We start from the raw sequence: 18,277 nt of genomic DNA on the forward strand, positions 1-18,277 counted from the left end.
CCATGTTTGAATTTTTCTGGCACTTAGGTTCATTTATTCTTGCTCTAGGGATTTTAGTTACCGTTCATGAATATGGCCATTTTTGGGTTGCCAGAAAAGCCGGAGTTAAGGTTTTACGCTTTTCTATCGGTTTTGGTAAGCCTCTGGTAAAGTGGCATGACAAACACCAAACCGAATACGTTATCGCCGCAATCCCACTTGGTGGCTATGTTAAAATGCTCGACGAACGGGTTGACGATGTGCCAGAGCAAGAGCGCCACCTTGCCTTCAATAACAAGCCAGTACTTTCTCGTATCGCTGTGGTAGCTGCAGGCCCCATTGCGAACTTTTTGTTTGCCATTGTCGCATTAGCGGCAATGTATATGGCAGGGGTTCAATCAGCAAAACCCGTCGTTGGTGGTGTGACACCAACCAGTATCGCAGCGGATGCTGGATTTCAATCAGGCGACCATATCATTGCACTGAATGATGAATTAGTGCACTCATGGCAAGACGTCACATTTGAATTGATGGCGCATTTAGGTGAGCCATCCTTGGTTGCCAAGGTACAAGATGAAAAAGGTAGCTTGGCTATCCGCACGCTACGTTTGAGCGATTGGAAACTGGAAAAGCAAGATGAAGCGCCGTTGACATCAGTCGGCATTACGCCATATAGGCCGCCGCTGACGCTGCAGCTCGGTTATATCGAAGAAGGTGCAGCTGCCGATAAAGGTGGCTTACAAGTTCAAGATACACTAGTTGCGATAAATGGCGACAAATTGGCGTCTTGGCAACAGCTGGTGAGCCGAGTTCAAAAATCTGCAAATCAAGCCATAAGCATTGATATTTTACGCGATGGCAAGCCACAAACTCTAACAGTAACACCACAGGCAAAAACTTCACCAGAAGGTGTCGTACAAGGCTACTTGGGCGTCGTGCCTGTGATGGAAAAATGGCCAAATGGTTATATTGAAACTAGACAATACGGCATCCTAGATAGTATGGTGCTGGGCATTCGTAAAACTTACGACTTGATTGCCTTAAGTTTCGACATGATCGGCAACTTAATCACGGGCCAAGTCTCGGTAAAAAACTTAAGCGGGCCCGTGGGGATCGCGGTGAGTGCCGGAAATAGTGTTAGTTACGGGTTAGTTGCATTTTTAGGCTTCTTAGCGCTTATCAGCGTGAACTTAGGAGTTTTTAACTTATTACCGCTCCCTGTCTTAGATGGTGGGCATTTAATGTATTACTTAATTGAACTAATTCGCAGAAAACCAGTCTCTGAAAAGACACAAGAGTTTGGGTTTAAGATTGGAGCAGCGCTTCTTCTTGCCTTAACGTTTTTTGCACTATTTAATGATGTTTCTCGGCTTTAAGCCGTGCGGTGCTAGAAAGCGCACATTATATGCAGTTTAAATGTTTGCATTTTTGTTCAAGCATACAACGGATAACATATTACAAAAGCTGTAACGTTTGAATGTTGTGATGTAGTGGGCCTTAGCGTATCGCGCCAAAATTGTTGTAAAGGATAAAGATAATAAAATGCCTATAAAAAAACACATTGCAGTAACCAGTTTACTGGGCGCTAGTTTTGCTGCCTTAGGGCAAAACTCCTTTATCGTAGAAGATTTAAAAGTAGAAGGGCTGCAGCGCGTTGCACTAGGTGCTGCTTTGACACATATTCCGATCAACGTTGGTGACAATGTCGATCAGTTTACTATTTCGCGCACAATCAAGGCGTTGTATAAGTCTGGCCACTTTGACAACATCGCGGTATTCCGTGATGGTAATCAGATAATTTTTAAGGTTAAAGAACGTCCGACAATCAGCTCAATCGAATTTGATGGAAACAAAGATATCAAAGACGAGCAGCTAAATGAGAGTTTAGAGCAGCAAAATATTCGCCAAGGCGAGCCGTTAGACAGGACGGTACTGGATAGTATCGAAAAAGGCCTAACGGAGTTCTTCCACAGTATTGGTAAATACAACGCTAAGGTTGAAGTGAGCATTGTTGAATTGCCACGTAACCGCGTGAAGCTGATGCTGAAGTTTGAAGAGGGTGATGCTGCTTCTGTACGCCAAATTAACCTTGTTGGTAATGAGCTGTTCTCGGACGAAGAACTTCTTAACCTAATTGAGTCTCAGCAGGACTTGCCTTGGTGGCGTTTCCTCTCTAATGACCGCTATCAAAAACAAACCATTGAAGGCGATTTAGAAAAGATCCGCAGTTTTTACCTAGACCGTGGTTATTTACGTTTTAACATCGATTCAACGCAGGTTTCAGTAAGTCCAGAACGTGAATCAGTTTATGTTACGGCGAACATCACCGAAGGTGAAAAATATACCGTTAAAGGGTTTGATTTCATTGGTGACTTATTAGGTCGTGAAGACTTAATTAAAGGCATAGTGCCACTTCGCGCTGGTGAGCTTTACAACGGCTCAGTTGTAACGGCAACTGAAGACTTCATTAAGAGTTATTTGGCGCGTTTTGGTTACGCCAATGCTGAAGTACGAACTGTTCCAGAAATCGATGATGAAAACAAAGAAGTACAATTAACACTATCTGTTGATCCTGGAAAGCGCGTATATGTACGTCGTATCGTGGTGAACGGTAACCAAAATACAGCAGACGAGGTATTACGTCGTGAAATGACGCAGCTTGAAGGTGCGTGGTTGTCTAACCAAAACCTAGAGCGTTCAAAGCTTCAAATTCAACGTTTGCCATATATGGAATCGGTAGAGTTTGAAGTCAAGCCAATTCCTGGTGTTGAAGATCAGGTTGATGTTGACTTTAAAGTAAAAGAACAGCCAGCAGGTAGTTTTCAGGCGGGTGTGGCTTACGGTTCTTATGCGGGCCTTCAGTTTAACATTGGTGTCAGTGAGTCAAACTTCCTAGGATCTGGTAACCAAGTTGCTTTCAATATCAACACTTCGCGTGGTTCAGAGCGTTATAGTGTGTCTTATACCGATCCTTACTTTACGCCTGATGGCGTGTCGCAAGGCAGCAGTATCTTCTATAGTAAGTTCGATGCGAGTGAGTTTGGGATTGTAGATTACAAATCGACGAGCTATGGTATCGGCACTAACTTTGGTTTCCCAATCAATGCGATTAACCGCGTTAACTTTGGTATTCGTTGGATTGAAGAAAGCCTTTCGCAAATTTCAGACTTTGAGCAAACACGAGTACTTCGTGAAAGCTTCTTAAACGAAAGCGATCCAAATGCCGATTATGACTTTACTAAATATGAGTTAAGTGCAGGTTGGTCACGTGTAACGGTTAACCGTGGTATGTTCCCAACAGCAGGTTCTCGTCAAAGCTTGAACTTAAGTATTACTACACCAAACTCAGATCTTAATTTCTTCAAGATCAATTACGATTCACGTTTTTACTGGCCAATCAGTAATGACCATCGTTGGGTATTCTCAGCGAGAGCGGGTTTAGGCTATGGTAATGGTTATGGCGAAACGAATGGCTTTGAGCAAGTGTTGCCATTCCAAGAGTTCTTCCGTATTTCAGAGCAAGAACTACGTGGCTTTGACCGAAACACGATTCTACCTCGAGCGGTACAGCGTGCGCCTAAGTGTATTCCGGGCACACCTAAACCAGATGGTACATCAGGTAGCTGTATTGGCGGCGATCAGCAATTTGATACGCTAAATCTAGGTGGTCGTATCGGTGGTAACGCAAAAGCACTAGCAGGTCTTGAGCTTATCGTACCAACGCCATTCCTAGACGAAGAAAACACGAGCTCAGTAAGAACGAGTTTCTTCGTCGATGCGGCAAACGTTTGGGATACTGAGTTTGATGTAGACCGTTATAACAACTTGCCAGAAGATCAATACAATCTACTTTCTGATTTCTCTGATCCATCAAGGTTCAGAGTATCAACGGGTTTATCGATTCAGTGGATCTCGCCTATGGGACCTATGCTGATCAGTTTCGCTTACCCACTCAAAAAAGAAGAAGAAGACGATACGAAGACGATCAGCTTCAATATCAGTAATACATTCTAAGGAGTTTTATTGTGAAAAAATTTATTAAATCATCAACACTAGCCATGACAGCAGCACTAATGATGGGTGCTTCAGGTAGCGCATTTGCACACAAAGTAGGCATCGTAGATATGCAGGAAGTGTATAAGCAAATTCCACAAATGGCGAAAATTGAACAGACACTCCAAGCCGAATTTGCAGAACGTCGCCAAGAGCTTGAAAAAATTCAAGGTGACATTCGTTTTGAAGCGGAGAAATTTAAGCGCGAAGCGACAACAATGAGTGAAGAGCAAAAAGAGGCGCTTCGTGAAAAGATCCAAGGCATGCAGAAGACACTTGCTGAAAAAGGTCGTCCACTAGAGCAAGAGATTAAGGTTCGTCAAAACCAAGAGCTTGCTAAAGTACAAAAGTTAATCGTGGATGCGATTGAGTCTGTTGCTAAAAAAGGTAAGTTTGACGAAGTTAAAGTAAAAGATACGACAATTTACTTCAATCCTGATAAAGTAGCCGACCTTTCTGAAGAAGTGGTAAAAGCGGTTAGCAATAAGTAATGACAAAACTTCACACCTTATCTCAACTCGCTGAGTATCTAGGTGCTCAGCTGCAAGGTGATGGCGATAAATCAATTCGAAATATCGCCACTCTCGCACAGGCAAAAGACGACCAAATCGCGTTTTTAGCCAACAGCAAATACCGTGGTCAGCTTGAAAGCACGACTGCGGGGGCCGTGATCTTGAGTGAAAAAGATGCGGATTATTTTGCGGGTAATAAACTCATAATCGCAGATCCTTATGTAGCCTATGCAAAACTTGCACAGAAGCTAGACTCAACACCTAGCGCAGCATCAGGAGTTCATCGTACAGCAGTTATCTCTGATACCGCAACACTTGGTGCAAACGTCAGTGTGGGCGCGAACGCTGTAATTGAAGATGGCGCTGTGATTGGTGATGATGTTGAGATAGGGCCAGGCTGTTTCATTGGAAAACATGCCAAAATAGGCGCAAAGACTAAACTCTGGGCAAACGTAACCGTCTATCATGAAGTACAGATAGGCGAACAATGTCTATTCCAGTCAGGTGCCGTAATAGGAAGTGATGGTTTTGGCTACGCCAACGAAAAAGGCGAGTGGGTTAAAATCCCTCAAGTTGGCACCGTAATTATTGGCGACCGCGTTGAAGTTGGCGCGAGTACCTCTATTGATAGAGGTGCGCTAGAAGACACCATTATTCATAGCAACGTCATTTTAGATAACCAGATCCAAATCGCCCATAACGTCGAAGTTGGTTACGGTACAGCCATAGCAGGCTGCACGGTACTGGCGGGCAGTGTTAAAATCGGCAAGTATTGTCAAATCGGTGGCATGACAGCAATCAATGGTCACAACGAAATTTGTGATGGTGTTGTCATTACTGGTATGAGCATGGTTACTAAAGGAATTACAGAGCCGGGGATCTATTCTTCTGGTTTACCTCACCAAACGAATAAAGAGTGGCGTAAGTCTATTGCACACTTACGCAATTTATCTGACTTTAAGTCGCGCCTGAAGGCACTTGAGGTGCTGACAGCACAGCTTAAAGATATTGATGTAGAATAAGGAAGCTATTTTGGCTAACGAATTAAACAGCTTTGATATCCAAGAGATTTTAAAACTTCTTCCACACCGCTACCCCATGTTGCTAGTTGACAAAGTAGTAGACTTTAAGCCTGGTGAATATCTTCACGCGATTAAAAACGTGACGATTAATGAGCCTATTTTCACGGGTCACTTCCCAGAGCAACCTATTTTCCCAGGTGTGTTGATCCTAGAAGCGATGGCTCAGGCAACAGGTTTACTTGGTTTTAAAACGGTCGAGAATCGCAGCGAGAATGAACTATACTTATTTGCGGCAATTGATAATGCACGTTTCAAACAACCTGTTCTACCGGGTGACACGATGCATTTGCACGTTAAGTTCGAAAAAGAACGCCGTAATATCTGGAAATTCAGTGCTGAAGCTAAAGTAGAAGGCAAGACTGTGTGTTCAGCTGAAATTATGTGTGCTAGAAGAGAGTTTTAATGGCTATTCATCCTACCGCAATTATCGAATCAGGCGCGCGTTTAGGCGAGAATGTTTCTGTAGGCCCTTATAGTTATATTGGCAATGACGTAGTCATTGGTGATAACTGTAAGATTGAATCACATGTTGTGATCAAAGGCCCATCTGAGATTGGTTCAGGCAATCACATTTTCCAATTCGCGTCAGTAGGGGAAGCCTGCCAAGATAAAAAGTACAAGGATGAACCAACTAAGCTAATTATTGGTGATAACAACGTTATTCGTGAGTGTGCGACTATCCATCGTGGCACAATTCAAGACGAAGGGATCACTCGAATTGGTAGCAACAACCTATTTATGGCTTACACTCATGTGGCACATGACGCAGTCATTGGCAGCAATGTGATTTTCGCTAACAATGCAAGTGTAGCCGGACATGTACATATCGGTGACTGGGTTATCCTTGCAGGTAATTCTGGTGTACACCAATTTTGTAAAGTGGGTTCACATGCTTTTATTGGTATGTACTCGGGTGTGAATCAAGACGTGCCGCCTTTTGTGACAACGACTGGCACGCCAGCGAGGCCCGTTGCGATTAATACAGAAGGCTTAAAGCGTCGCGGCTTTGAGTCCGATGAAATCATGGCAACAAGACGCGCATACAAAACGTTGTTCCGTAAGGGGCTGCGTTTAGAGGATGCGTTAGAAGCACTAAAAGAAGAGGCTTCTGAGTTCGCAGCAGTTCAACAAATGATTGATTTTATTGCGACTTCTAATCGTGGTTTGATCCGCTAAACTTGAACCGCAATACAGGTTATACTTACGCCATACATTTTGTATGGCGTTTTTTTATACTGAAAAATAACAATGGCTAACGAAAAAAATATCACCATTGGCATGGTCGCAGGAGAGTTATCGGGCGATATACTCGGCGCAGGCCTCATAAATGCGCTAAAAGTTCATTACCCAAATGCCAATTTTGTCGGGATCGGTGGTCCTAAAATGCAACAAGCTGGCTGTAATAGTCTGTTTGATATGGATGAACTGGCAGTTATGGGATTAGTTGAAGTGCTTGGTCGCTTGCCTCGCTTGCTAAAAATTAAAAAGCAGTTGGTGAACTACTTTATTGATAATCCACCTGATGTATTCATCGGTATCGATGCGCCGGATTTTAATTTGCGTGTTGAAAAACCATTGAAAGCGGCTGGGGTTAAAACCATCCAGTATGTCAGCCCGAGTGTGTGGGCGTGGCGTCAAAAACGCATCCATAAGATTGCTGAAGCGACTAACCTAGTGCTGTCTTTGCTGCCATTCGAAAAAGCCTTTTATGATAAACATGAAGTGCCTTGTACATTTGTGGGTCACACGCTGGCGGATGAAATTCCACTTGAGCCGGATACCGCAGGTGCGCGTGCACAGCTGAGCTTAAGTCAAGACGATACCGTTTTAGCGTTGCTTCCCGGTAGCCGAGGTTCAGAAGTCGGTTTATTGAGTCGCACTTACCTTGCAACAGCAAAGAGATTAGTCGATAAAATTCCCAATTTAAAAATTGTCGTGCCGTTGGTGAATGAAAAACGCAGAGCGCAGTTTTTAGAAGCCTTGAAAGAAGTCGCGCCGGAATTGAACCCAATTATGCTTGACGGCCAGTCAGCACTGGCAATGCAAGCAGCGGATACTGTTTTACTGGCCTCGGGTACTGCCACACTTGAGGCGATGCTATATAAAAAGCCAATGGTGGTAGGGTATAAGCTAAATCCAAAGAGCTATTGGATTTTTAATACCTTTTTTACTTTTAACATCAAGTACTTTGCTTTGCCGAACTTATTGGCCGACGCACCGCTAGTACCAGAATTTTTACAGGCAGAATGTAATCCCGATGCACTAGCAGATGCACTTTTTCCGATGTTAAAAGGCGACAATAGCAAGCTGATTAGAAAGTTTTACGAGATACATGAAAACATTCGCCTAAATGCTAGCAAACAAGCGGCTCAGGCTGTGATGGAGTTAATAGATGCAAATTGAACGTCCTGATGTGCAGTATATTGCAGGCGTTGACGAAGTAGGACGTGGCCCGTTGGTGGGTGACGTTGTGACTGCAGCCGTCATTTTAGATCCAACCAAGCCGATTGTAGGCTTAACCGACTCGAAAAAGCTGTCGGAGAAAAAGCGTATCGCATTGGCAGAAGAAATAAAAGAAAAGGCATTGTGCTACTGTATTGCGAGAGCGTCGGTTGCAGAAATTGACGAGCTAAATATTCTCCATGCAACGATGTTGGCGATGACACGCGCGGTTGAAGGACTGGACATTCAGCCTGAACATGTATTTGTTGATGGAAATCGCTTACCTAAGCTGAGTATCTCGGCGACCGCAGTCGTAAAAGGGGATAGCCTAGTTGCCGAGATAAGTGCAGCATCCATATTGGCGAAAGTAACCCGAGATAATGAGATGTTAGCACTCGACTCTGAGTTTCCAGAATTTGGTTTTGCAGGCCACAAAGGTTATCCAACCAAAGCCCACTTTGCCGCGCTCGAAGCTCATGGTGTTACTCCGCATCACCGTACCAGCTTTAAGCCTGTGCAACGAATTTTGGCCGAGAAGGAGTAAGCATGCCAGCCCCGCAGTTTGTCCATTTGCGTGTACACAGTGACTTCTCAATGGTGGATGGTCTAGCGAAGACCAAACCAATTGTGGCAAGGGCCGAAGAGCTTGCAATGCCCGCGCTTGCCATCACCGATCAAATGAACTTATGTGGTTTAGTGCGTTTTTATGGTAGCGCACACGGGGCAGGGATTAAGCCAATCATCGGTGCGGATTTTTGGCTGAAGTCAGATCAATTTCCCGATGAGCCGAGTAGAATTCTCGTTCTTGCTAAGAACAATCAAGGGTATAAAAATCTAACCTTGTTGATCTCTGATGCCTATCTTCGCGGCCATGTATTCCATCGTCCCGTTATTGATAAAGAATGGCTCGCCAAATACAAAGAAGGGCTGATCCTTATCTCCGGCGCGAAAGATGGCGATTTAGGTAAAGCCATCTTAAAAGGCAATCCTAAGCTAATTGAAGAAACGCTGGCGTTTTACGAACAGCATTTTAACGACCATTTTTATATTGAGCTGCAACGTACCGCACGTGCACGAGAAGAAGAATATCTCCACGGTGCTGTGGAGATTGCGGCTGCGCGTAATATACCCGTTGTGGCGACGAATGAAGTGGTGTTTTTACACGAAAAAGACTTTGATGCCCACGAAATTCGCGTTGCTATTCACGACGGTTACACATTAGAAGACAAAAATAGACCAAAGCGCTTTTCTAAAGAGCAATATTTAAAGACTTCTGAACAAATGCAGGCGCTCTTTAGTGACATTCCAGAAGCCTTAGAAAACACCGTAGAAATCGCCAAGCGCTGTAACGTGACGGTACAGCTTGGCACATACTTCCTACCGGATTATCCGACGGGTGATCTGGCGATCGAAGATTTCTTGGTCAAAGTGTCGCGTGATGGTCTAGAAGAACGGTTACAGTTTTTATTTCCTGATGAAAATGATCGCAAAGAAAAGCGTGGTGAGTATGACGAACGTCTGCAGGTTGAGCTCGACGTTATCAACCAAATGGGATTCCCAGGCTACTTCTTAATCGTAATGGAGTTCATTCAGTGGAGTAAAGATAACGGCATCCCTGTAGGTCCCGGTCGTGGTTCCGGTGCAGGTTCTTTAGTGGCATATGCGCTTAAGATCACAGATCTTGACCCACTTGAATTCGATCTCCTATTCGAACGATTTCTTAACCCCGAACGTGTTTCGATGCCTGACTTTGACGTCGACTTCTGTATGGATAGGCGTGACGAGGTAATTGACCACGTGGCTAAACTGTACGGTCGTGACGCAGTATCTCAGATCATCACCTTTGGTACGATGGCGGCAAAAGCGGTAATTCGAGACGTTGGTCGTGTGCTTGGCCACCCTTATGGCTTCGTAGATAGGATCTCCAAGCTTGTGCCGGGCGATCCTGGTATGACGCTTGCTAAAGCGTTTGATGTTGAGCCACGCTTGCCTGAGGCCTACGACAGTGATGAAGAAGTCCGAGAACTGATTGATAAATGCCGTATTCTTGAAGGTTGTACGCGTAACGCGGGTAAACACGCCGGCGGTGTTGTTATCTCGCCTACGACCATTACCGACTTCGCTGCACTGTATTGCGACGAAGAAGGTAAGTTCCCAGTTACCCAATTTGACAAGAACGACGTAGAAACTGCCGGTCTGGTCAAGTTTGACTTCCTTGGTCTAAGAACGCTAACCATTTTACAATGGGCGCTCGATATGGCGAACGAGCGCCTTGGCAGAGAAAGTCGTGAGCCGATTGATATCGCTGCTATCCCACTGGATGACCCTGCAAGTTTTAAGGTGTTGTTAGACGCACAAACAACTGCGGTATTCCAGCTGGAATCTCGTGGTATGAAAGACTTGATCCGTCGCTTGAAGCCTGACTGTTTCGAAGACATGATCGCACTGGTTGCGCTATTCCGTCCGGGTCCTTTGCAATCGGGCATGGTAGATAACTTTATCGACCGTAAGCATGGTCGTGAAGAAGTATCGTATCCAGATGCACAATACCAGCACGAAAGTCTACAACCCATACTGGAGCCGACCTACGGGATCATCCTTTACCAAGAACAGGTAATGCAGATAGCGCAGGTGCTTGCAGGTTATAGCCTAGGCGGCGCTGACTTGCTTCGTCGTGCGATGGGTAAGAAAAAGCCAGAAGAGATGGCGAAGCAACGTGCAACGTTTGAAGATGGTGCCAAAGATAATGGCGTCGAAGGCGAGCTTGCCATGAAAATCTTCGACTTGGTAGAGAAGTTCGCGGGTTACGGCTTTAACAAATCACACTCCGCAGCTTACGCGTTAGTGTCGTATCAAACGCTGTGGATGAAGACCCATTTCCCTGCCGAGTTTATGGCGGCGGTAATGTCTGCGGATATGGATAACACCGACAAAATCGTAACCTTGGTAGATGAATGCGAAAACATGAAGTTGACGCTGCTGCCACCAGATGTGAACGCCGGTGTCTACAAATTTACTGTAAATCGCCAAGGCGAAATCGTCTACGGTATAGGCGCGATAAAAGGTGTGGGTGAAGGCCCAGTTGAAGCGATCCTTGAAGCGCGAGCCGAAGGGGGAGAATTTAAAGATTTATTCGACTTCTGTGCGCGAGTTGACTTAAAGCGCCTAAATAAACGCGTGATTGAAAAGCTCATTTACGCCGGAGCGCTTGATAAGCTTGGCCCAGACAGAGATCAGCCAGGGCGTGCGACTTTACTGGCAAGCTTAAAGGATGCCATGAAGTCAGCGGAGCAGCATCACAAAGCTGAATCACTTGGACAGAGTGACTTATTTGGTTTGCTTGCGGTTGAGCCTGAGGAAGTTGAGCAAGCCTTTATTAAAGCCACACCGCTTAGCGATAAAGAATGGTTAAATGGGGAAAAAGAAACCTTAGGTCTTTATCTAACGGGCCACCCAATTAACCAATACCGTAAAGAGTTAAAATATTATACCTCTGGTAAGTTAGTTGACTTACAACCCGGTAATCGTGATACGGTAGCAACCGCGGCGGGATTGGTCATCAATGCACGTACCCTAATAAACAAAAAAGGAGCGCGTTGGGGACTTATCACTTTAGATGACAAAAGTGCCCGAATTGATGTACGCTTATTTCCTGAACAGTTTGAAATGTACCAAGAAATGCTGCAAATTAACCAAATCTTGGTAATATCTGGACAGGTCAGCTTTGATAACTTCTCTGGTGGCATTACAATGACCGCAAGAGAAATCTCTACCATTGCTCAGGCGCGAGAAAAGCGTATTAGTGCAATAAAAATGACGCTAAATATGGCTCAAATTGACGCGAACTTCTTTGATAATTTCAAAAAAGTGCTAGAACCATATAAATTTGGAACGTGTCCAGTAAAAATTAAATATCAGCGTCCTGATGCATTAGCAGAGTTAACATTAGGAACACAATGGTGTGTGACGCCAAGTGATGAGCTTTTAACTCGTTTATCACTGTTGGCGGCGCAGGAATTAGAATTAGAATTTAACTAAACAGGTAGTTTAGAGCATGAGCCTCAATTATCTTGAATTTGAACTTCCAATCGCTGAATTGGAAGCAAAAATCAAAGAATTACAAAACGTAAGCCGCTCTGGCGATTTAGATCTTAGCCTTGAAGAAGAGATCAGCCGCTTAAAAGACAAAAATGTTGAGCTAACCAAGAAAATTTTCGATGGTTTAGGTACTTGGCAGGTGTCTCAGTTAGCGCGTCATCCGCTTCGTCCATATACTCGCGATTATATTGAACGCATTTTTACCGAGTTTGACGAGTTCGCGGGCGACCGCACTTTTGCTAACGATCCGGCTATTCTTGGTGGTGTTGCACGTCTTGACGACAAGCCAGTAATGATTATCGGTCAGCAAAAAGGTCGTGATACTGCTGAAAAAATCAAGCGTAACTTTGGTATGCCAAAGCCGGAAGGTTACCGTAAAGCATTACGCTTAATGGAAATGGCTGAACGCTTTAAGATGCCAATCATTACCTTTATCGACACACCGGGAGCCTATCCGGGTGTAGGTGCTGAAGAACGCGGTCAAAGTGAAGCGATTGCACGTAACCTTAAGGTGATGGCAGCGCTCAAAGTGCCAACCATTTGTACCGTAATTGGTGAAGGCGGCTCTGGTGGTGCATTGGCTATCGGGGTAGGTGACAGAGTAAACATGCTGCAATACAGTACATACTCAGTCATTTCACCTGAAGGTTGTGCTTCTATTCTTTGGAAGAGTGCAGACAAAGCTTCACTTGCAGCAGAAGCAATGGGTGTATCAGCCTCTCGCGTAAAAGAGCTGGACCTTATCAATAACATCATCGAAGAGCCACTAGGTGGTGCGCACCGCAACTACGATGCGATGGCGAAAAACCTAAAAGTGCAGCTTAAACGTGACTTGGCTGATCTTGAAGCGCTAGGCACCGAAGAGATGTTAGATCAGCGCTATAAGCGCCTGATGTCATTTGGTTATTGTTAATACGGGTTTCTTCTCGTATTGATATCAATGCTAATTTAAGTTAAAAAGCCGCTATATGAGCGGCTTTTTTATTGATTGTAGAAAACATGATTAATAGTCGGGTTTACCAACAACTAGAGCGAAGTGTAAAGGTATTGAGCTCCAGCCTTGACGTCAAAGGGTTATGTATTGCCTTATCTGGCGGTGTAGACTCTGTGGTGTTGCTCCATCTTTGTCGGGTATATGCAGAAAAGCATGACGTTACACTCCAAGCGATTTATGTTAATCATGGCTTATCACAGCACGCTACGCACTGGCAGCAATTTTGCCAATCGCTTTGCGAAACGCTCAATGTTCCCTTCGTTGCAAAACAGGTTTCTATCACTCGGAAAACCCGTACTAGCCTTGAAGCCCAAGCGCGCGAAGCTCGCTTTCAAGCATTAGATGAAGCGGCCAAAGCCGGTTACGCAATTGTGCTTGGGCAACATGCCGATGACCAAGTCGAAACGTTCTTACTGAGATTAAAGCGTGGCTCTGGGTTACTCGGGCTCGGTGCGATGAGAGCGACAACTCAGCTGCCATCAGGGCGATATTGTATTCGTCCGCTACTTGCCGTTAATCGCTGCGACATTGAAGCATTTGCACTTCAGTTTGGCCTTGAGCATATTACGGATGAATCCAACGCAGACGATGCGTTTGAGCGTAACTTTTTGCGTAATCAAGTGATCCCGTTACTTAAATCTCGATTCAATGGTTTTGTAGGTAGCACGCTACGCAGTATAGATATTTTGCAGCGCCAGCAAGCCATTATTGACGAAGTCAGTGAAGAAGATTTGCAAAAGTGTCGTTGCCAAGCGGCGCTAAATATCGTGGCTTTACAACAGCTTTCTGATGCGAGAAGAGATAATGTCATCAGACTTTGGCTATCAAAACAGGGCGTTGATATGCCGAGCCAAAAGCAACTTGATGAAATTGTACAGCAGGCCTTTTCATCACGCCAAGACAGTCAACTTGAAATGCGTTTTAAACAAGGCGCGGTCAGGCGTTATCGTGATGCACTTTATTGGGTAACGAAAAATCGCCAAAAGCATGACATTGAGGCCGTTAACCTTAACGAACTCAGTGGGCAAAGTACACCTGTCGCTATACAAACAGGCAAGGGGATCCGCAGGCCTTTCGCGGACGAAATTGTTAGTATTCGTTACGGCAGACTTAAAGATAGAATCAAACCACAGAGTAAGCCTGGCTCTAATACCTTGAAACATTGGCTAAAAGATTTACACATTCCAAGCTGGGAGCGTGATTCTATTGCAGTTGTTTATTACAATGACACACCGGTTGCGGTGAACGGACTGTTTGTGAGTGCCGAACACGCAAAAGACAATGGCATTATTTGGGTAGTAAAAGATGACTGAAAGTAAAAAGATTGGCCAGCAGTTAGCACGAAAAGCGCCTTACGCGGTAGCATTTACTGTGGCGGTGTTTATCGTGTTATTTATATCCAGCGAAGTCGTGTGGCTGAATCAAGTATTTGCTTCTGCATCTGGCATTATCAGTATCGTGTTTTTACTATTGTATTGGCACGGTAAAGGAGGAATGTATTTTATTCTTGGTTTGCTTGCGCCAATGCTTGCGGTGATGTTTTCAGAGTTACCCGATTTCCTTGCGCTTGCATGGGTAATAAATGGATTTTTTAACGGCGCGGCACTGACCCTAATGGCGTACCTTTACTTAGGAAAAGGAGCTCAGCGTTAACGCATAACGCCGAGCAAAGGGGAAGTGGTCTTTTTAGACTGCGCGTGCGCAGTTTCGTCCGGCTGCTTTGGCGCGGTATAAGCCGCTATCCGAACGAGCAAATATATTGTCGGCAGTATCATGGCTTGATGCCAGCGTAAAGCCAATGCTCGTGGTCACCGTATATTTAGCCAACATGCTCGACTTTCTTACGGCTTCCATAATTCTTTCTGCAATTACTTTGTTGGTCGTGAACGCTGGGTCGTCAATTAAAATGGCAAACTCATCGCCACCGAATCTAAATACTGAATCAGTTGCGCGCGTTGAGGTTTGCAAAATGCGCGAAAACTCAACCAGTACTTCATCACCCGCTTTATGACCATGAACATCATTCACTTGCTTAAAGTTGTCTAAATCTAAAAGCATTAGGCTGAAATTGCGATGTTGACGACGGCAGCGCTCGAGCTTCTCATCTAGGTTGTCAGTAAATTGACTACGATTATAAAGTCCTGTGAGTGAATCCTTGGTTGCTAATTGCAATACTCGGTTGTACATCAGGGCATTACGCATTGGGTAAATTAGACACGCGTGTAATTTTGACAATTTTGCCTTGATAGCTTCACTAAATGGAAACTCACTGAAATATACCAGCTGGCCTAAGTGCTCTTTTTCAAGCTCAAGATCAAACGTGCTAGCCGGAAATTGACTATCGCTGTCTTTCATCTGAAAGACGCCAAAGCTACAGTGGAACTGGAGTCCCGAGATTTTTGAAATTCTTGCCACATGTTCCGCATAAATAGTTAACAGCTCTTCAATGTCTAGCGTTGTCTGAAGTTTGTCGACTAATCGTGCATAGTGTTCGCCGCCTTGCGTACTATACTGTTCGGAATTGAACGGCAAGTAATCGCCTCTGGTCGGCAACCTTTGTGTCAAAATATGGACATTTTCCATATTTCTTCCCCTTAAATACAACAATACATGATTACTATGCGAACTTTATGCCAAAAATTTAAACTGGCTTAAAAACAAACGCTTGCTATATTTAAAAGAAAGAAAAAGAAATCCACCTTAATTCCCCGTCAACTTTTTCGCTCAGGAGGCAGATTGCAAAGTATCTTCGCGCAGGTTTTTGCCTTGCTATTGTGTGCTGTGATTTTGGTCTGGTCCTTTAAGCGGATTGGCTTGCCGCCTATTCTTGCGTATTTACTCACAGGGGTAATCGCGGGCAGCCACGGCATTGGTTGGATGAGCGACAGCCAAGAGATTCACTTTATGGCCGAGCTTGGTATTGTGTTCTTACTGTTCAGTTTAGGGCTTGAATTTTCCGTGCCAAAATTAATGGCAATGCGAAATGTGGTATTCGGTTTAGGAAGTTTGCAGGTCATCGTGACCACAATTATCGGTATGCTGGTGTTGCGATTTATGCAATACGAGTGGGTGGGGGCATTTGTTATAGCGAGTCTCATTGCACTCTCTTCTACGGCGGTTGTGGTTAAATTATTAAAAGAGCTTGGCATGCTCAACACGCGCCATGGTCAGCTCGGTATTGGCATGTTGTTATTTCAAGATATCGCCGTTGTGCCGCTCCTTATCGCGTTTCCGCTTATTTCTTCCGCTAGCAACTCGGAGTTGGCATCTGCGCTGCTATTCGCATTTGCCAAAGGTGCGGTTGTGTGTCTGGTATTATGGGCGATAGGTAAGTGGTTACTACCAAAAATATTTAACGAAATAGCGATGGTAAGAACGGACGAGTTGTTCGTCTTGTCTACATTGGTTGTTGCCCTGTGCGCAGGCTCGCTAACTTATTCGTTTGGGCTCTCTATGGCGCTCGGCGCATTTTTAGCGGGCATGATGTTGGGTGAAAGCCAATATCGGCATCAGCTCGAAGCCGAAATCAGACCTTTTAGAGATATTCTGATGGGGCTATTTTTTGTCACAGTGGGTATGCAGTTGGATATTCCTTATGTGCTCGACCAGTTTATTTATATTGTTGCAGCACTTGCAGTCGTGCTTGTGATCAAAATGTTGATTATTGTTGCTATTGCACAGTTAATGGGGGAGCGTAAAAAAGATGCATGGGGCGCGGGTATTTTGATCTGGCAAATGGGGGAGTTCGGCTTTGTATTAGTTGCTTTGGCTAATAAGCACCAGTTGCTAGACAAAAACGAAGTGTCTTTTTTAATTACGCTCGGCGTACTATCTATGGCGTTAACGCCTTATCTCATCAGTAAGACTGCTTATATCATCAATATCTTAGGGATAGAAAAAGATTGGCAACCCGAAGCGCCAAGTGGTTATAACGCAGCTGATTTAAAAGATCATGTTGTGATTTTTGGCTACGCTCGTGTGGGTCAAACTATCGCACGATTTTTACGTCCAGAAGCTATTCCTTATATTGCGGTAGAGCGCAACCCGCAAATTGTACAAGACGCACAAATTGCTGGTGAGCCTGTATTATTTGGTCATGCAGCACAAAAAACGCTGTTAAAGTCAGCGAATATTGATAAAGCACGCTTGGTTATTATTACTTTTGATGACTTTGAGCAGACGCAAGTGGTTGTTGACGCCATTCGTCGACGTACTCACGAAGTGAAGATCCTAGTACGAATGAAAGATGACAGCTATATGGAGCAATTAAAAGCGATGGGTGTCGCAGAAGTCGTGCCAGAAACCTTAGAAGCAAGTTTGATGCTGGTTTCTCATGTGCTTTATATGTCTGGCGTACCCATGCGAAGGATTTTCCGTCGCGTCAGTAAAGAGCGAGAAAATCGTTATCCGTATTTACATGGTTTCTTTGCCGGAGACAGCGGCGACTTGCATGAAGTAAAAGGCGAGCGATTAGAGTATTTGCATGCCATCGCCTTACCTGATAACGCTTTTGCTGTTAACAAGTCAATCGCCGAGCTTGAACTCAACGTTAAGCGCGTTGACATTACGGCGCTAAGACGCGACGGCGAAGAAATTGCTCAACCAGCTGAGCAAACCGTTTTACGCGTTAACGATGTGTTGCTGTTAAAGGGTAAACCCCGCCGCGTTGAACGTGCGGAACAGTTTTTACTCGACGGCCTTCCGTAATAAGGTTTCTTAAATCTATATCTTTTTAACAGATCGCCGCGTAAAGCGTCTCCTACAATATGAAGTAGGAGCAGGTTTACCCTGCGATCTTGTGTGTGATTTTTGTTGTCACAGATCGCCGCGTAAAGCGTCTCCTACAACACGGAGTAGGAGCAGGTTTACCCTGCGATCTTGTGTGTGATTTTTGTTGTCACAGATCGCCGCGTAAAGCGTCTCCTACAATATGAAGTAGGAGCAGGTTTACCCTGCGATCTTGTGTGTGGTTTTTGTTGTTACTGATCGCCGAGTAAAGCGTCTCCTACAACACGGAGTAGGAGCAGGTTCATTCTGCGATCTTGTGTGTGGTTTTTGTTGTTACTGATCGCCGCGTAAAGCGTCTCCTACAACACGGAGTAGGAGTAGGAGTAGGA

General features: G+C 44.7%; 14 protein-coding genes. 13 read left to right on the forward strand and 1 reads right to left on the reverse strand.

The annotated features are described in order from the left end of the window. Positions 1 to 2: 2 nt before the first annotated feature. From rseP to B1L02_RS05580, 12 genes are all read left to right on the forward strand, one after another. Complete coding sequence (gene rseP / locus B1L02_RS05525) at positions 3 to 1,355, forward strand: sigma E protease regulator RseP (RefSeq protein ID WP_088530224.1); 1,353 nt, start codon at positions 3 to 5, stop codon at positions 1,353 to 1,355. A 166-nt stretch (positions 1,356 to 1,521) separates the two neighbouring features. After that, positions 1,522 to 3,993 carry an outer membrane protein assembly factor BamA gene (gene bamA / locus B1L02_RS05530; protein WP_017216088.1) on the forward strand — a complete coding sequence of 824 codons (2,472 nt, stop codon included), beginning with the start codon at positions 1,522 to 1,524 and terminating at the stop codon, positions 3,991 to 3,993. 11 nt (positions 3,994 to 4,004) lie between these two features. Continuing rightward, positions 4,005 to 4,523, forward strand: a complete 519-nt coding sequence (locus B1L02_RS05535) for an OmpH family outer membrane protein (RefSeq protein WP_010371344.1) — start codon at positions 4,005 to 4,007, stop codon at positions 4,521 to 4,523. Then, the gene (lpxD, locus tag B1L02_RS05540) at positions 4,523 to 5,566 is read left to right on the forward strand and encodes a UDP-3-O-(3-hydroxymyristoyl)glucosamine N-acyltransferase (protein ID WP_088530225.1); all 1,044 of its coding nucleotides are present in this window, start codon (positions 4,523 to 4,525) and stop codon (positions 5,564 to 5,566) included. The genes B1L02_RS05535 and lpxD overlap by 1 nt, the downstream gene beginning before the upstream one ends. A gap of 10 nt (positions 5,567 to 5,576) precedes the next feature. Beyond that, entirely contained in the window at positions 5,577 to 6,029 is a 453-nt protein-coding gene (gene fabZ, locus B1L02_RS05545; RefSeq protein WP_010371351.1) for a 3-hydroxyacyl-ACP dehydratase FabZ, read from the forward strand. Further along, positions 6,029 to 6,802 carry an acyl-ACP--UDP-N-acetylglucosamine O-acyltransferase gene (lpxA, locus tag B1L02_RS05550; protein ID WP_088530226.1) on the forward strand — a complete coding sequence of 258 codons (774 nt, stop codon included), beginning with the start codon at positions 6,029 to 6,031 and terminating at the stop codon, positions 6,800 to 6,802. The genes fabZ and lpxA overlap by 1 nt, the downstream gene beginning before the upstream one ends. A 72-nt stretch (positions 6,803 to 6,874) precedes the next feature. Continuing rightward, positions 6,875 to 8,029, forward strand: a complete 1,155-nt coding sequence (gene lpxB / locus B1L02_RS05555; RefSeq protein ID WP_088530227.1) for a lipid-A-disaccharide synthase — start codon at positions 6,875 to 6,877, stop codon at positions 8,027 to 8,029. Next, positions 8,019 to 8,612 (forward strand): ribonuclease HII, encoded by a 594-nt coding sequence (rnhB, locus tag B1L02_RS05560; RefSeq protein ID WP_088530228.1) that lies wholly within the window; start codon positions 8,019 to 8,021, stop codon positions 8,610 to 8,612. The genes lpxB and rnhB overlap by 11 nt, the downstream gene beginning before the upstream one ends. A 2-nt stretch (positions 8,613 to 8,614) precedes the next feature. Beyond that, positions 8,615 to 12,106, forward strand: coding sequence for a DNA polymerase III subunit alpha (gene dnaE, locus B1L02_RS05565; protein WP_088530229.1), 3,492 nt, complete (start codon positions 8,615 to 8,617; stop codon positions 12,104 to 12,106). A gap of 16 nt (positions 12,107 to 12,122) precedes the next feature. Next, on the forward strand, positions 12,123 to 13,079 hold the full coding sequence (gene accA, locus B1L02_RS05570) for an acetyl-CoA carboxylase carboxyl transferase subunit alpha (protein ID WP_088530230.1): 957 nt from the start codon (positions 12,123 to 12,125) through the stop codon (positions 13,077 to 13,079). 86 nt (positions 13,080 to 13,165) lie between these two features. After that, positions 13,166 to 14,473 (forward strand): tRNA lysidine(34) synthetase TilS, encoded by a 1,308-nt coding sequence (gene tilS / locus B1L02_RS05575; protein WP_088530231.1) that lies wholly within the window; start codon positions 13,166 to 13,168, stop codon positions 14,471 to 14,473. Next, positions 14,466 to 14,813: a hypothetical protein gene (locus B1L02_RS05580; protein ID WP_088530232.1), complete on the forward strand. Its 348-nt coding sequence runs from the start codon at positions 14,466 to 14,468 to the stop codon at positions 14,811 to 14,813. Before tilS ends, B1L02_RS05580 begins: the two co-directional genes overlap by 8 nt. A 33-nt stretch (positions 14,814 to 14,846) precedes the next feature. Here the strand turns inward: B1L02_RS05580 and B1L02_RS05585 are convergent, their stop codons facing one another. Then, the gene (locus B1L02_RS05585; RefSeq protein ID WP_088530233.1) at positions 14,847 to 15,743 is read right to left on the reverse strand and encodes a GGDEF domain-containing protein; all 897 of its coding nucleotides are present in this window, start codon (positions 15,741 to 15,743) and stop codon (positions 14,847 to 14,849) included. 153 nt (positions 15,744 to 15,896) lie between these two features. On the opposite strand from B1L02_RS05585, the gene B1L02_RS05590 reads away from it, so the two are divergent. Further along, entirely contained in the window at positions 15,897 to 17,867 is a 1,971-nt protein-coding gene (locus B1L02_RS05590) for a monovalent cation:proton antiporter-2 (CPA2) family protein (protein ID WP_088530234.1), read from the forward strand. Positions 17,868 to 18,277: the final 410 nt, after the last annotated feature.

This window comes from Pseudoalteromonas piscicida (assembly GCF_002208135.1).
In the GTDB taxonomy this organism is placed as follows: Bacteria; Pseudomonadota; Gammaproteobacteria; order Enterobacterales; family Alteromonadaceae; genus Pseudoalteromonas; species Pseudoalteromonas piscicida_A.